The organism is Roseomonas populi, from assembly GCF_024594815.1.
In the GTDB taxonomy this organism is placed as follows: Bacteria; Pseudomonadota; Alphaproteobacteria; order Acetobacterales; family Acetobacteraceae; genus Roseomonas; species Roseomonas populi.
In genome coordinates this window covers 1-15,580 of the sequence record NZ_JANJOU010000002.1, presented here as the reverse complement: position 1 = coordinate 15,580, position 15,580 = coordinate 1, and the positions used below count along the sequence as shown (strand labels likewise).

Sequence of the window (15,580 nt, the reverse complement as noted above, 5' to 3'; positions counted from 1 at the left end):
CCTGCCTCCCCTAAACAGCCGGGGGTCGGCGACTCGCCCTCCCTCGCCCCGTCCACCGCCAGCGAGGCCCCATGCCCCTCTACCCGCACCGGCACCTCCTCGCGCTCGAAGGGCTGGAACCGCCCTATATCGCGGAACTCCTGGACCTTGCTGAGAGCTACGCCCTTCTGAACCGGGGCGGGAAGACCCAGCGGGACGTGCTGCGCGGCCTGACCCTCATCAATCTCTTCTTCGAGGACAGCACGCGCACCCGCACGAGCTTCGAGCTCGCGGGCAAGCGCCTGGGCGCGGACGTGATCAACATGTCCGTCTCCACCAGCAGCGTGAACAAGGGCGAGACGTTGCTCGACACCGCCTCTACCCTCAACGCGATGAAGACGGACCTTCTGGTGGTCCGCCACGCCCAGTCCGGTGCCCCCGCCCTCCTCTCGCAGAAGGTGGAAGCGGCGGTGATCAACGCCGGCGACGGCACGCACGAGCACCCCACCCAGGCCCTGCTGGACGCGCTGACGATTCGCCGCCGCAAGGGCACGCTGGAGAACCTCACCGTCGCGATCTGCGGCGACGTGCTGCACAGCCGGGTGGCCCGCAGCAACATCCACCTGCTGCTGGCGATGAACTGCCGCGTCCGCGTCGTAGGCCCGCCCACGCTCATCCCGGCCGAGGTGGAGGCGCTGGGCGTGGAGGTGTTCCACGACATGCGCGCGGGCATCAAGGACGCGGACGTGGTGATGATGCTGCGCCTGCAGAAGGAGCGGATGCAGGGCGGCCTAGTCCCCTCCGCCCGCGAGTTCTTCCGCTTCTACGGGCTGGACGCCGCGAAGCTGAAGCTGGCGAAGCCCGATGCCATCGTCATGCACCCCGGCCCGATGAACCGCGGCGTGGAGATCGACAGCGCGGTGGCCGACGACCCGACCCGCAGCGTGATCGGCGAGCAGGTGGAGATGGGCGTCGCCGTCCGCATGGCCGTGCTCGACATCCTCTCCAAGAGCACCCGGCGGAACAGCTGATCCGGCACGTGGATTGCTTGTCATGAGCGACCCACCTTCCGTATCGTCCCGCTGAAAGGGGCCGGGAACAGCCCCGGCCGGTCCGTCCCATGCCGTCACGCCGCCACCTTCTCGCCGCCGCAGCCCTCCTGCCCCTCCCGGCCATGGCTCAGACGGGCGGCGCGGCCCGTCCGCTCCGGATCGTCATCCCCTTTCCACCGGGCGGGACCAGCGATGTCCTGGTGCGGCTGATGCAGCCCCGCCTCGCGGAGCGGCTGGGCCGAACGGTTCTGGTTGAGAACCGCGCGGGCGGTGCCACGATCATCGGCACGGACCTGGTCGCGAAAGCCCCGGCCGACGGGGACACCATCCTCTTCATCGCCAACAGCTTCACCATCAACGCCACCCTGGTCCGCAACCCGCCCTTCGATGCGCGGCGCGACTTCACGGGGCTCGCCTCCATCGGCTTCAACCCGCACGTGCTGGTGGTGAACAACGACTTCCCCGCGAGGACCGTGGCCGAGGTGGTCGCGGCGGCGAAGGCGCGGCCCGGGCAGCTCAGCTACGCCTCCTTCGGCAACGGCACCTCCAGCCATCTTGGCGGGGAGAGCTTCAAGCAGGCCGCCGGGATCGAGATCCAGCACGTGCCCTACCGGGGCGGCGCGCCGGCCCTGCAGGACATGATGGGCGGCCAGGTGCCCATGATGTTCAACAACCTGCCGGACACGCTGCCCATGATCCGCGACGGCCGCGTGCGGGCGATCGCCGTCGCCGATTCGCGCCGCGCCGACGTGCTGCCGGATGTCCCGACCTTCGCGGAGGCAGGCCTGCCAGGCGTGACCTCCAACTCCTGGTTCGGCCTGATCGCGCGCGCCGACGTCCCGGCGCCGCTCCTCGACCGGCTGAGCGAGGCGGTGGCCGCCACGCTCGCCGAGTCCGCCATCGCCGCGCGCTTCGTGGAGCTCGGCGTGCAGCCGCGCCAGATGAGCCGCGCCGCCTTCGACAGCTTCGTTCGCGCGGAGATCGACGGCAACGCGGCCATCATCCGCAGCGCGAACATCAAGGCGGATTGAGGCGATGACCCTTCCCCCACGACCGGCCGAGGTGCCAGGCATCCCGCCGGGCAACGTCGCCCTCGTCGTCAATGGCGGGCTGATGCGTGGCATGCGGGCGCATGACCGCATGCTGCAGGCCGGCGCCGTCTTCCTGCGCGAGGTGACGACCGCTCCGCGATACCGCCTCTGGTCCATCGCGGACCGCTTCCCCGGCATGCTGCACGCGCCCGCGGGCGGGGCGGCCATCGGCGCGGAACTCTACGCCGTTCCCCGTGCCGGCTTCGCCGGGATCGTCGAGAGCGAGCCGGATGGGCTCTGCGTCGGCCGCGTGCTCCTCTCGGACGGTACCGCGCCGCTGGGCGTGCTGGCGGAGCCCCGGCTCGTGGAAGGCCGGACCGAGATCACGGCCCATGGCGGCTGGCGGGCCTATGTGCTGGCCCAGGGCATTCCGCAGGCCTGACCGCCGAAGCCCCGGGAACGCGGAGGGCACGCCGCGTCCCATGGAAGGGACCGGGCTCACCCCCTATAAGCACGGCCGATGCGCGACCTCCTGATCACCAATGCCCGCCTCCTCGACCCGGCGAGCGGACTGGACACCATGGGCGGGCTCCTGGTCCGGGGGGGGCTGATCGCGGATCAGGGCCCGATTCTCGCGGGACCTGAGGGCGCCGAGGTCGTCGATGCTGGCGGCCACGTCCTCGCTCCCGGCCTGATCGACCTGCGCGCCACCCTCGGCGAGCCCGGCCACGAGCACCGCGAGACGATCGAGAGCGCGGCCGAAGCGGCGGCGGCGGGCGGAATCACTACCCTCTGCGCCCTGCCGGACAGCGAGCCGGCGCTGGACGATCCCGCGCCCCTGCAATTCATCCTCCGCCGCGGCGAGATGACGGGCAGCCTTTCCATCCTGCCCTACGGCGCCGCCACGCGCGGCTGCGCGGGGAAGGAGATGACGGAGTTCGGCCTGCTGCGGGAAGCCGGCGCGATCGCCTTCACCGACGGCACCCACGCCATCGCCGATGCGCGCACCATGCGCCTCGCCCTCTCCTACGCCCGCGCCTTCGGCACCTTCATCGTGCAGCACCCGGAGGAGCCGAGCCTCGCCCGCAACGCGAGCGCGACCGAGGGCGAGATGGCGACCCGCATGGGCCTCCCCTCCGCCCCCGCCGCCGCGGAGGCGATGATGGTGGCCCGCGACATCGCCCTGGCCCGGCTGACGAGGGGCCACGTCCACTTCGCTCATGTCTCCACCGGCGCCGCGCTGGACCTGATCCGCGCCGCCAAGGCCGAGGGCCTGCGCGTCACCTGCGACACCGCGCCCCCCTATTTCGACCTGAACGAGACGGCGATCGGCGACTTCCGCACCTATGCCAAGCTCTCCCCGCCCCTGCGGCGGGAGGAAGACCGGCTGGCCGTGATCGAGGCCCTGCGCGACGGCACGATCGACGCCGTTGCCTCTGACCACCAGCCGCGCGACGCGGACGACAAGCGCGTGCCCTTCGCCCAGGCGGAGGCAGGCGGCGCCGGCCTCGCCACCCTGCTCGGCGTTACCCTGGCGCGCTACCACGGCGGCGACCTGACGCTGCTGCGCGCGCTGGAGCTCCTCACCGCCGCCCCTGCGAAGCTGCTGGGCCTGGAGGCCGGCCGCCTCGCCCCCGGCGCCCCGGCGGACCTTGTCCTCTTCTCCCCGGACCGGGGCTGGAAGGTCGAGGCCGGGAAGCTGCCGGGCAAGGCGCAGAACTCCCCCTTCGACGGCCGCGCGCTGGAGGGGAAGGTGATCGGCACCTGGAAGGCCGGCCGGAGGGTGTTCGGATGAGCCCATACCTCGGTGGGGACACCGGCACGGTCCTGCTCGCCGCCGCCATCGGCTACCTGCTCGGCTCCATCCCCTTCGGCCTGGTCCTAACCCGCGCCGCCGGGCTGGGCGACATCCGCGCCATCGGCTCCGGCAACATCGGCGCCACGAACGTCCTCCGCACCGGCAACAAGAAGATCGCCGCGGCGACGCTGGCGCTGGATTTCCTGAAGGGCGCCGTTGCCGTCTGGCTCGTCGCCTTCCTCATCGGCCCGGACCTCGCCGGTATCGCAGCCATCGGCGCCGTCCTCGGCCACTGCCACCCCGTCTGGCTCGGATTCCGGGGGGGCAAGGGGGTGGCGACGGCGCTGGGCGTTTTCCTCGGCCTCGCCTGGCCCGTCTTCGTCGCGGCGGCCCTCACCTGGCTCGCCATGGCAAAGCTGGTGAAGATTTCCTCCGCCTCCGCCCTCACCGGCATGGCGGTTGCGGCGCTCGTGGCCTTCCTCTGGGGGGGCTGGCCACTTTTCTGGCCGGTCGCCCTGATCGTCGCCTATGTCGTCCTGCGCCACCACGCCAATATCGCCCGCCTGATCGCTGGCACCGAGCCCCGGATCGGCCAGGGGAAGTAAAGGTGCTCAAGTGATCCCGCCGGCCGAGTCCCTCGCCCGCCTCCGGCTGGTGCGCTCGGACGGGGTCGGCCCTCAGACCTTCCGCCGCCTCATGGCGGAGCATGGCAGCGCCGCCCGGGCCCTGCGCGCCCTGGCCGGCCGCGCCGGCGATCCGGGCGCCGCCGAGCGCGAGCACGACGCCCTCCTCTCCATGGGAGGCGCCTGGCTTCACCTCGGCACCCCCGCCTACCCGCCGCTTCTGGCCGCCATCGCGGACCCGCCCCCCGTCCTCGCCGCCCTGGGCGACCTCTCCCTCCTCACCTCCCGGCCGGTCGCCATCGTCGGCGCCCGCAACGCTTCCGCCGGCGGCCGCCGCATCGCGGAGGAGATGGCGGAGGCCCTGGCGGCGGCCGGCGTCGCCGTCATCTCCGGCCTCGCCCGGGGTATCGACACCGCCGCCCATGCCGGCGCCCTCCGCCACGGCCGCACCATCGGTGTGGTCCCCGGCGGCCTGGATGTGGCTTATCCGCCCGAGAATGCCGCCCTCCAGCACCGCATCGCCGCGGAAGGGCTGCTCCTGGCCGAGTTCCCCCTCGGCACGGCGCCGGTGGCGCAGCATTTCCCCCGCCGGAACCGGATCGTCGCCGGCCTAGCCCTCGGCGTCGTGGTGGTGGAGGCCGCCCCCCGCTCCGGCACCCTCATCACCGCGCGCCTGGGGGCCGAGGCCGGGCGGGAGATCTACGCCGTCCCCGGCTCCCCGCTCGACCCCCGCTGCCGCGGATCCAACGACCTGATCCGCAACGGCGCCCATTTCTGCGAGGGGGCTGCGGACGTGCTGGAAACCCTGCCCGCCAGCGCGGAGGCGGCCCCTGTTTTTCATAGTTCCTCCCGCCGCCACCCCTCGCGCGCCCACGCGCAAATGCCCGCACCCGCCCGCGATACGCGCGAGGAATCCAGCGATTCCGGCCTCCTCTCCCTCATCGGCCCGACACCCGTTGCGGTTGACGAGGTGCTCCGCCGCTGCCACCTGTCCCCGCCTGAGGCCCGCGCCGTGCTCCTGGAACTGGAGCTGGAAGGGCTGATCGAGGCGCTGCCCGGAAATCGCGTCGTGCGCTCCGGCATCCGGCGCGAAGAGGAATTCGGAGGGTTTTCTACCCCCACATGACGGATGTCGTCGTCGTCGAATCGCCCGCAAAGGCGAAGACCATCAACAAATACCTGGGCAGCGACTACCACGTCCTGGCCAGCTTCGGGCACGTGCGCGACCTCCCGGCCAAGGACGGCTCCGTCCGGCCGGAGGAGGATTTCGCCATGGACTGGTCCTCCGAGGACCGGGGCGAGAAGCAGGTGCGGGAGATCGCCCAGGCCCTGAAGGCCGGCCACTCCAAGCGCCTCTACCTCGCTACCGACCCGGACCGTGAGGGCGAGGCCATCTCCTGGCACGTGCGCCAGATGCTGGAGGACAAGCGCGCCCTGAAGGGCGTGGAAGTCCACCGGATCACCTTCAACGAGATCACGAAGCGCGCCATCCAGCACGCCATCGAGAACCCGCGCGAGCTGGACGTCCCGCTGATCGACGCCTACCTGGCCCGCCGCGCGCTGGACTACCTGGTGGGCTTCACCCTCTCGCCCGTCCTCTGGCGCAAGCTCCCCGGCTCCCGCTCCGCCGGCCGCGTCCAGTCCGTCGCGCTGCGCCTGATCACGGACCGCGAGGCGGAGATCGAGGTCTTCAAGCCGCGGGAATACTGGACGATCGAGGCGGCCTTCCGCACCCCGGCGGGTGCCCCCTTCACCGCCCGCCTGACCCACCTCGAAGGCAAGAAGCTCGACCAGTTCGACCTGGCGGACGAGGCTTCGGCGCACCGCGCCAAGGCCCTGGTCGAGGGCGGCAGCTACACCGTCTCCGCGGTGGAGAAGAAGCGCGTCCGCCGCAACCCGCCGCCGCCCTTCACCACCTCCACACTCCAGCAGGAATCCTCCCGCAAGCTCGGCTTCGGCGCCCAGGCCACGATGCGCCTGGCCCAGCAGCTCTACGAGGGCGTGGACATCGGCGGCGAGACCGTCGGCCTCATCACCTACATGCGGACCGACGGCGTGCAGATGTCGCGCGAGGCCATCTCGGCCATCCGCGACCACGTGAAGGACGAGTTCGGCGACAACTACCTGCCCGCCGCCCCGCGCGAGTACTCATCCAAGGCGAAGAACGCCCAGGAGGCGCACGAGGCCGTGCGCCCGACCGATGTGGGCCGCACCCCGCAGGAGGTGGCCCGCTACCTCAACCCCGAGCAGCGCCGCCTTTACGACCTCGTCTGGAAGCGCGCCGTCGCCAGCCAGATGCAATCCGCCGAGATGGACCAGACCGCGGTGGACATCGACGACGCGGCAGGCAAGGCCCGGCTGCGCGCCACCGGCCAGGTCATCGCCTTCGACGGCTACCTCAAGCTCTACCGCGAGGACATCGACGACGCGAAGCTGGCGGCGGACGACGAGAACCGCACCCTTCCCCCGCTGCAGGAGGGCGAGCAGCCCAAGCGCGGCGACGTGGCGGCGAGCCAGCACTTCACCCAGCCCCCGCCCCGCTACACCGAGGCCTCGCTGGTGAAAAAGATGGAGGAGCTCGGCATCGGCCGCCCCTCCACCTACGCCTCGATCCTGCAGACGCTGCAGGACCGCGACTACGTGCGGCTGGAGCAGCGGCGCTTCGTGCCGGAGGATCGCGGGCGCCTCGTCACCGCCTTCCTCGTCTCCTTCTTCGAGCGCTACGTGGACACCGGCTTCACCGCCGCGCTGGAGGAGAAGCTCGACGACATCTCCGGCGGCCGGGCCGAATGGCGCCAGGTGATGCACGAGTTCTGGGACCAATTCCGGACCGCCGTGGACGCCACCAAGGACCTCAAGATCAGCGACGTCATCGACGAACTGGACGAGGACCTCGGCCCCCACTTCTTCCCGCAGCGCGGCGACGGTGCGGACCCCCGCGGCTGCCCGCGCTGCCAGCAGGAAGGCCGCACCGGCGGCCGCCTCGGCCTGCGTCTGGGCCGGACCGGCGCCTTCATCGGCTGCTCCAACTACCCGGAATGCCGCTACACCCGCCCCCTGGCCGTGCCGGGCGCGGAGGGCGATGCGGCCGAGGGCGAGGGCAGCGACCGCGGCCTTGGCACCGATCCCACGACGCAGCAGGAGGTCTCCCTCCGCCGCGGCCCCTATGGCCTCTACGTCCAGCTCGGCGAGCCGGGGGTGGACGAGAAGGGCAAGCCCACCAAGCCCCGCCGCGCCTCCCTGCCCCGCGGCATGGATCCGGACACGCTGACGCTGGAGCGGGCGATCGCGCTGCTGAACATGCCGCGCATCGTGGGCGCGCATCCCGAGACGGGCGAGGAGATCACGGCCAATCTCGGCCGCTTCGGCCCTTACCTGAAGATGGGCGCCCTCTCGCAGAGCCTGCAGCCCGGCGACGACGTGCTCTCCATCGGCATGAACCGGGCCATGGAGCTGCTGGCCAACGCCAAGCCGCGCGGAATCGCCCTCGGCGCCCATCCGAAGGATGGCGCCCCGGTGGAGGTGAAGCGCGGCCGCTTCGGCCCCTTCGCCCAGCACGGCCAGACCGTCGCCTCCCTGCCGCGCGGGACGGAGATGGAGAGCTTCACCCTCGACCAAGCCGTCGCCCTGCTGGCCGAGAAGGGCAAGGTCCTGGCGCCGAAGAAGGGCGCCGGCAACCGAAAGACAGCCAGCGCGAAGGCGAAGAAGCCCGTGGCGGCGGATGCCGAGGCCGCGCCGAAAGCCCCGGCCCGCGCCAAGGCTGCCGCGAAGCCGAAGGCGGCGGCGGCGAAGAAGCCGGCCGCCAAGGCTACGACCGCGAAGGCCTCGACCGCGAAGGCTACCCCGGCAAAGGCGGCGAAGCCCGCGGCGCGCGCCAAGCGGTCCGTCTGATTTGGCCACCAAGCGCCCGCCCCGCAAACCGCGCCGCGGCGGCCCCGGCCCCTCGGCGCCGGATGCACCGGCGGGCGCCCGGGTGGTGTTCCGCAACAAGCGCCTGCCCCGAATCGGGGCAGCGCCCCGGCCCCGCGCGGCGGAGGGGGAGCCGAACCCCATCCCCAGCCGGGAGGAGCTGCGCACCTTCATCCGGAATGCCACCGGCCGCGTCGGCAAGACGGAAATCGCCCGCCACTTCGGCCTCTCCACCGACCAACGGCCCGCGCTGCGCGTTCTGATGGCTGAACTCAAGGAGGAGGGCAGCATCGCCCCGGTCGGCCGCCGCACGATCCGCCATTCCGCCAACCTGCCGGACATGGCCGCGCTGGAGGTATTCGGCACGGACGCGGACGGCGATCCCATGGCCCGCCCCATCACCTGGGAAGGATCGGAGAAGCCGGTCGTCTACATGCGCCCGGAGCGCGCCGGGCAGCCCGCCCTTGCGCCCGGGGATCGCGTGCTGGCCCGCATCACCAGGATCGGCCCCAACAAGTACGAGGGCCGCACCTTCAAGCGCATCGGCACCGGCGAGGCCTCCCGCGTGCTCGGCGTGTTCAGCGCGGGCATGGTGGAGCCGGTCGATCGTCGCTCCCGCGCCAACTGGATCATCCCGCCCGGTGAGGAGAACGGCGCAGAGGATGGCGAGCTGGTCCAGGCCGAGCCGATCCCCGGCGGCACTCGCGAACGCCTCTTCGGCCCGAAGCCCGCCCGCATCGTGGAGCGGCTGGGGCGCATGGACGACCCGAAGGCGGTCTCCCGCCTCGTCATCGCCGCCCACCGCATCCCCGAGGAGTTCCCGGAGGAGGTGGTCCAGGCCGCCGAGCGGGCCCAGGCCGTTCCGCTGGGCAGCCGCGACGACCTGCGCGACATCCCACTCGTCACCATCGACGGCGAGGACGCGCGCGACTTCGACGACGCCGTCTTCGCGGAGCCGGACGGAGAAGGCTGGCGCATCCTCGTCGCCATTGCCGACGTGGCCCACTACGTCCGGCCAAAGGCGCCGCTGGACCGCGAGGCCTGGCACCGCGGCAACAGCGTGTACTTCCCCGACCGCGTCGTGCCGATGCTGCCGGAAGCTCTCTCGAATGGCTGGTGCAGCCTGAAGCCCGGCGAGGACCGCGGCTGCCTCTACGTCGAGATGCGTTTCGACGGCGAAGGGGAGAAGACCGGCCACCGCTTCGGCCGTGGCCTGATGCGCAGCGCCGCCCGCCTGACCTACGAGACGGTGCAGGCCGCCCGCGACGCGGGAGAGGACCTGGAGTTGGAGCCCGGCCACGTCGCCCGCCTCTACGGCGCCTTCGCGGCCCTGCTCGCCGCCCGCACCCGCCGCGGCACGCTGGACCTGGACATTGCCGAGCGCCGCGTGATCCTCGGCCCCGACGGCAAGGTGGCCAGCATCGCCCCCCGCGCGCGCCTCGACAGCCATCGGCTGATCGAGGAGTTCATGGTCGCCGCCAATGTCTGCGCCGCCGAGGAGCTGGAGCGCTTGCACCAGCCCTGCATGTACCGGATCCACGACCGCCCCTCGGACGAGAAGATGGAGACGCTGCGGGGCTTCCTCTCCGGCTTCGGCTTCAACCTGCCGCCATCGGACAGGGTCCGCCCCGGCGACTTCGCCCGCATTCTGGAGAAGACCGGCGAGATGCCGGAGTCCCGCCTGATCAGCGAGACGATCCTGCGCGGCCAGTCCCAGGCGGAGTATAATCCGGAGAACATCGGCCATTTCGGCCTGGCCCTGCCCCGCTACGCCCATTTCACCAGCCCGATCCGCCGCTACGCGGACCTCCTGGTCCACCGCGCCCTGATTCGCGGCCTGAAGCTGGGCGAGGACGGGCTGACGGAGGACGAGGCGGCCTCCATGCCGGACACGGGCGAGCACATCACGAAGACCGAGCGACGCGCCGCCCTGGCCGAGCGCGACGCGGTGGACCGCTACCTCGCCGCCTACATGGCAGACCGCGTCGGCGCGCATTTCCCGGCACGCGTTTCGGGGGTGACACGCTTTGGCCTCTTCGTGACACTGGAGGAGAACGGCGCCAGCGGGATCATCCCGATGAACGCCCTGCCGGACGACCAATGGTTCCACGAGGACGCGGCGATGCGCCTGATCGGCCGCCGCACGGGATTGAGCTTCAGCCTGGGCCAGGAGGTCGAGGTCCGGCTGTCGGAGGCCGTTCCGCGCACGGGCAGCCTCACCTTCCAGCTCCTCCAGGGCGATCCGCGCGCCGGGGCGCCGCGCCCCCCGCCCCACCAGCCCGCCCCGCCCCGCGGCCGCCAGAAGATCACGGACCGCAAGCCGAAGCCCGGGGCCGCGCGCCCGGGCAAGGGCAAGCGCCCGCGCTGATCCACCGCCTCGCCGCCCCGCTCCTGGCCGCATTCCTGCTCCTGGCGCCCGGCGGCGCCCGGGCGCAGGACTTCGCCGCCACCCTCCGGGCGGCCTACACGGCCATCGCGGAGCGCCACCTGGAGCCCACCGATCCCGGCGATGTCAGCCTGTGGACCTTGCGTGGGCTGGAGGCGATCGACCCCTACATATCGGCCGTCCGCCGGGGGCCCGACCTCACCCTCGGCCTCTCGGATACCGCCCTGGCCCGGCGCCCGGCCGGCACCACGCCCCAGGCGGCGGCCGACTCCGTCGCCGCCCTCTTCGCGGAGGCGGAACGGCAATCGCCGGCCCTGCGCCGCGCCGGGCGCCAGGCGATGCTCCAGGCCGGGTTCGAGGAGGTCTTCAACCACCTGGACCCCTATAGCCGCTACCTGACCCCGCCCGAGGCCCAGCGCGGCCGGGAGCGCCACCTGGGCGCATCCGATCTCGGCCTGACCCTCGCGCCCGGCCGCCGGGGCGAGGTGACCATCGGCGCCATCGTCCCCGGCAGCGCGGCCGACCGCGCCGGCCTCCGCCGCGGGGACCGCGTGACGGCCGCGGACGGGATTGCCCTAGACGCAGAGGACATGGACGAGGCTCATGCCGTGCTGGAGGGCCCGCCCGGCAGCAGCGTCCTCCTCTCCGTCCGCCGGGGTCGCCGGCGGGTGGACGTCCTCCTGACCCGCGCCGCCGCGCCGCAGCTCTCCGTCACCGCCCAGGTGCGGGACGGCATCCTCTGGCTCACCCTGCCCCTCTTCTCCGCAACCACGCCGGAGCAGCTGGACCGCGCCCTAGCGGAGACCCCGCCCTCCGCCGCGCCCCTGGGCATCGTGCTCGATCTTCGCGGCAACCGCGGCGGCCTGCTGCAGCAGGCCATCCGGGTGGCGGACGCCTTCATCCCAACGGGCACCATCGCCTTCACGGATGGCCGCCACATCGATTCCCGCCGGCAGTTCGATACGTCGGGGCCGGACCTCGCCGCAGGTCGGCGCCTCATCGTGCTGGTGGACGGCCGCACCGCCTCCGCGGCCGAAGTGGTCGCGGCCGCCATCGGCGATCTCGGTCGGGGCGTGGTGGTTGGCAGCGCCACCATGGGCAAGGGGCTGATCCAGGTCCTCGTCCCCCTGCCCGGCGGCGCGCAGCTAGCCCTCTCCTGGTCGCGCATCCTCGCCCCGCGCGGCTGGCCCCTGCAGATGCTCGGGGTCCTCCCCGCGCTCTGCACCAGCAACGGCGCGGATGCCACGGCGCGCAACATCGCCACCCTCGGCACGGCGGACAGCCCCATGACCGTCCCGCTCGCCCGGGCCCGGGCCGCCCGCGCGCCCGTGCCCGGCAGCGAGATCGCGGCCCTGCGCGGCGCCTGCCCGCCCGCCGAAGGCCGGGAGGCCGACTACGCCGCCGCCCGCGCGGTGCTGGAGAAGCCAGAACTCTACGAGGCGGCGCTGGCGCGCTGAAGTGCGGGCCCGTCCCCAGCCCGGAGCCGGCGATCAGTGCCGCGAGATCCCGGCAACAAACTCTCCCAATTTCACACAATCATAAGTTGTTTCTTCGAAGTTTACGCACCCTGAGGTAGGAACGATGTGAGACGGCGCCACGTTACGATTCCGGCCGAGAGATGGATGAGCATGGACGGTCCTGACACCGGAGCACCGGCCCGCAACCCCGGCGAGCAGTCCTCCGCCCGTGACATCCCGCTCTGGCAGGGCGACGATCTGACGAAGCTCGCCGACCGCCGCGAGTTCTACATCCGTCTCCGCGACATGCTCGCCAGCTCCGGCACAGCAGGCCAGGACGCACCAGAGCGCCGCATCGCGGTGCTGCTGATCGACCTGGACCGATTCAAAACGGTGAACGACAGCCTGGGCCACCCTGCCGGCGACACCCTTCTGCGCAAGGTCGCCGGCCGCCTCCGCTCCGCCCTGCGCGAGACCGACATGCCGGCCCGCCTCGGTGCGGACGAGTTCGGCGTTCTCCTGGACAAGCCGGTGGACGAGCGCGTCGCGGACGGAATCGCCGCCCGGCTCGTGGAGCTGATCGGCCGCCCCTACATGATCGACGGCAGCGTCGTGAACATCGGCGCCAGCATCGGCATCGCCTTCGCCGCGCCGGAAACGGGCCCGGACGAGGCCATGCGGCACGCCGACCTCGCGCTCGACAAGGCGAAGGTGGACGGGCGCGGCCGCTTCGTGTTCTTCGAGCCCGCCCTGCACGAGGCTGCGCAGGCCCGAAGGGCGTTGGAGTTCGACCTGCGCGCCGCCCTGGCGCTCGGCCAGTTCGAAGTCTTCTACCAGCCCAAGCTCCACCTCCTCAAAAACCGGCTAAGCGGCTTCGAGGCGCTGATCCGCTGGCGCCACCCCGTGCGCGGCCTCGTGCCGCCCGACCTTTTCATCCCCCTGGCCGAGGAAGTCGGCCTGATCGCCCGTATCGGCGAATGGGTTCTGCGCGCCGCCTGCGAGGAAGCGGCGCGCTGGCCTGGGGGGCTGGGCGTGGCGGTGAATGTCGCGCCGTCGCAGTTCTACACGGGTACGCTGGTGCCGACGGTCACGGCCGCCCTCGCCGCCTCCGGCCTGCCCGGCCACCGCCTGGAACTTGAGATCACCGAGACCGCGCTTCTCCGCGACGGCGCCGAGGTGCTCAGGCAACTCACCGCCCTGAAGGCCCTGGGCGTGAGGATCGCGCTGGACGATTTCGGGACCGGCTACTCGTCGCTGACACAGCTCCGCAGCTTCCCTTTCGACCGGGTGAAGATCGACCGCTCCTTCGCCGATGATGCCGTGGTGGTCCGCGCCGTCGCGGCCCTCGGCACCAGCCTGGGAATGGGGGTTACGGCGGAAGGGGTGGAAACGGCCGACCAGTTGCGCCGCCTGCGGGAGGATGGCTGCACGGAAGCCCAGGGTTACCACCTCAGCCGGCCGGTCCCCGCTTCGGACGTGCCCGGGATCATCGGGCGCTACGTGAACGCTTCCGACATGGAGGAGAGCAGCCCATGACGAGCGATCAGCCGAGCTACCGGCTCATCTACGTCAGCAGGAACGCGCTCCGCGGCACCCCGGCGGAGCGGGAGGAGGAGGTGGACCGCATCCTCGAGGCTTCCCGCCGCAACAACACGCGGGACGGCATCACCGGGGCCCTGCTCTTCAACGAGAGCTGCTTCGCGCAGGTCCTGGAGGGCGGGTCGGAGGCCATCCATGAGGTGTTCGAGCGCATCCAGCTCGACCCTCGCCACAGCGACACGGTGGTGCTGGCCTTCGAGCCCGCCCCGCGCGAGTTCGGCGGCTGGTCCATGGCCTATGCCGGAGGCGCGGCGGAGAGCTCCACGCGCTACCACCAGCTCGCCCTCCCCGGCGCGGCCGAGATCGCCTCGGGGCGGATCCTGGACCTTCTCCGCGGCGTTCTGCTGCGCCAGGGCACCGCCTGAGGCCCCGCTTCCGGCCAAAAAGCTTGACGTAGCGGCATCGGACGCTAGTTTGCGCGGCCTCTACGACCCGGCCCTGGCCGGCACCCGTCCCTTTGGAATCGAGTCATGGCCAAGTCCAACACCATTCAGATCCGCCTCGTCTCCTCCGCCGACACCGGCTACTTCTACGTGACGAAGAAGAACACCCGGAACGCGACCGGCAAGATGGAGAAGAAGAAGTACGACCCCGTCGCCCGCAAGCACGTCGTCTTCCGCGAGGCCAAGATCAAGTAATCTCCGCGGCCGCGCCCACGGCCGGCTGATTCGATCCGCGACGCCCGGGGACGCCTCTGTCCCGCGGGCGTTTTCGCGCGTGCATGGCCTGAATCTGGACGCGGACGCCGCCGAGGGTCCAGTCTGGCTGCCTCCCCGGGCAGAGGCGGTCATGGCCACCACCATCGTCACCCTGCGCAGCATTTCCGGCACCGAGGCCGCGCTCGGCTGGTCCGGGCACCACAGCGTCATCGTGGACCGCCCCGCGGGTGTGGCGGGCGGACTGGGGCTGGGCTTCAACGGCGGCCAGCTCCTCGGCCTCGCGATAGGCGGCTGCTTCTGCAACGACCTGCGCTATGTCGCCCATGAGATGGGCGTCGCCCTCGCTTCCGTCTCGGTCGAGGTAGAAGTGGAGTTCGAGGGCACCCCCCTCCTCGCCACCTCGGCCAGCCTCCAGGTCTCCATCGAGGCCGAGGACCCGGCGGCCGACCTGGCCGCCGTGCTCCGCCGGGCGAAGGAGGGCTCCACCGTCGCCAATTCCCTCACCCGCGGGCTGCCGGTCTCGGTCAGCCGCCGCATAGGGGGCTGACCGCGCCCCTCACGCTGCCTCGGCCTTGAGCACCACGCGCCCGGTGACCTTGCCGTCGCGCAGGCGCTCCAGCACGGCGTTCGCTTCCGGCATGGGTGCCGTGGTGACGGGCAGCGCCGCCAGCCTGCCTGTCTGGGCCAGCCCCATCACCGCCCGCAGGTCGGCCAGCGAGCCGACATAGGAGCCCTGGAGCGTCAGGGCGCGGATGGCCATGATCGGTAGCGGCACCGTCACCTCGCCGCCGAACAGCCCGACCTGGATCAGCTTGCCGCCCTTGCCCAGCGCGTCGAAGGCGAAGCGGGCGGTCGCACTGCCGTTCACGAGGTCGATCACCGCCATGGCCGGCCCGCCGCAGGCGGCAACGATCGCCCTCGTCGTCTCGGCGCCGTCCGCCGAGCCCAGCACCGTCTCCGTCGCCCCGGCCGCCCTCGCGGCGTCCAGCTTCCCGGCCGAGACATCGACCGAGACGATGCGCCGGTGCCCCAGCGCGCGCAGCATGTGGATGGCGTTCAGCCCCAGCCCGCCGGCGCCCACCAGCAC

At 72.0% G+C, this 15,580-nt stretch carries 14 protein-coding genes; 13 read left to right on the top strand and 1 reads right to left on the bottom strand.

The window, feature by feature from the left end; translation table 11 throughout:
• Positions 1 to 71: 71 nt before the first annotated feature.
• The 13 genes from NRP21_RS03075 (at position 72) to NRP21_RS03015 (ending at position 15,040) form a co-directional block, all read left to right on the top strand.
• On the top strand, positions 72 to 1,010 hold the full coding sequence (locus NRP21_RS03075; RefSeq protein ID WP_257714708.1) for an aspartate carbamoyltransferase catalytic subunit: 939 nt from the start codon (positions 72 to 74) through the stop codon (positions 1,008 to 1,010).
• A gap of 89 nt (positions 1,011 to 1,099) precedes the next feature.
• Positions 1,100 to 2,062: a tripartite tricarboxylate transporter substrate binding protein gene (locus tag NRP21_RS03070; RefSeq protein ID WP_257714707.1), complete on the top strand. Its 963-nt coding sequence runs from the start codon at positions 1,100 to 1,102 to the stop codon at positions 2,060 to 2,062.
• 4 nt (positions 2,063 to 2,066) lie between these two features.
• On the top strand, positions 2,067 to 2,504 hold the full coding sequence (locus NRP21_RS03065) for an allophanate hydrolase-related protein (protein ID WP_257714706.1): 438 nt from the start codon (positions 2,067 to 2,069) through the stop codon (positions 2,502 to 2,504).
• 78 nt (positions 2,505 to 2,582) lie between these two features.
• Positions 2,583 to 3,857: a dihydroorotase gene (locus tag NRP21_RS03060; RefSeq protein ID WP_257714705.1), complete on the top strand. Its 1,275-nt coding sequence runs from the start codon at positions 2,583 to 2,585 to the stop codon at positions 3,855 to 3,857.
• Positions 3,854 to 4,465, top strand: coding sequence for a glycerol-3-phosphate 1-O-acyltransferase PlsY (gene plsY / locus NRP21_RS03055; protein WP_257714704.1), 612 nt, complete (start codon positions 3,854 to 3,856; stop codon positions 4,463 to 4,465). The genes NRP21_RS03060 and plsY overlap by 4 nt, the downstream gene beginning before the upstream one ends.
• A gap of 13 nt (positions 4,466 to 4,478) precedes the next feature.
• Complete coding sequence (gene dprA, locus NRP21_RS03050) at positions 4,479 to 5,609, top strand: DNA-processing protein DprA (protein WP_257715094.1); 1,131 nt, start codon at positions 4,479 to 4,481, stop codon at positions 5,607 to 5,609.
• Positions 5,606 to 8,374, top strand: coding sequence for a type I DNA topoisomerase (topA, locus tag NRP21_RS03045; RefSeq protein WP_257714703.1), 2,769 nt, complete (start codon positions 5,606 to 5,608; stop codon positions 8,372 to 8,374). Before dprA ends, topA begins: the two co-directional genes overlap by 4 nt.
• Before the next feature lie 112 nt (positions 8,375 to 8,486).
• Positions 8,487 to 10,760 carry a ribonuclease R gene (gene rnr / locus NRP21_RS03040; RefSeq protein ID WP_408639595.1) on the top strand — a complete coding sequence of 758 codons (2,274 nt, stop codon included), beginning with the start codon at positions 8,487 to 8,489 and terminating at the stop codon, positions 10,758 to 10,760.
• 158 nt (positions 10,761 to 10,918) lie between these two features.
• Positions 10,919 to 12,235: a S41 family peptidase gene (locus NRP21_RS03035; RefSeq protein ID WP_257714701.1), complete on the top strand. Its 1,317-nt coding sequence runs from the start codon at positions 10,919 to 10,921 to the stop codon at positions 12,233 to 12,235.
• Positions 12,236 to 12,406: 171 nt separating this feature from the next.
• Entirely contained in the window at positions 12,407 to 13,771 is a 1,365-nt protein-coding gene (locus tag NRP21_RS03030) for a putative bifunctional diguanylate cyclase/phosphodiesterase (protein ID WP_257714700.1), read from the top strand.
• Positions 13,768 to 14,199, top strand: a complete 432-nt coding sequence (locus NRP21_RS03025) for a BLUF domain-containing protein (RefSeq protein WP_257714699.1) — start codon at positions 13,768 to 13,770, stop codon at positions 14,197 to 14,199. The genes NRP21_RS03030 and NRP21_RS03025 overlap by 4 nt, the downstream gene beginning before the upstream one ends.
• Before the next feature lie 105 nt (positions 14,200 to 14,304).
• Positions 14,305 to 14,472, top strand: a complete 168-nt coding sequence (rpmG, locus tag NRP21_RS03020; protein WP_073134866.1) for a 50S ribosomal protein L33 — start codon at positions 14,305 to 14,307, stop codon at positions 14,470 to 14,472.
• Positions 14,473 to 14,623: 151 nt separating this feature from the next.
• On the top strand, positions 14,624 to 15,040 hold the full coding sequence (locus NRP21_RS03015; protein WP_257714698.1) for an OsmC family protein: 417 nt from the start codon (positions 14,624 to 14,626) through the stop codon (positions 15,038 to 15,040).
• 9 nt (positions 15,041 to 15,049) lie between these two features.
• Here NRP21_RS03015 and NRP21_RS03010 read toward each other — a convergent pair.
• The coding region (locus NRP21_RS03010) for a zinc-binding dehydrogenase (protein ID WP_257714697.1) at positions 15,050 to 15,580 on the bottom strand (531 nt) is incomplete at its 5' end.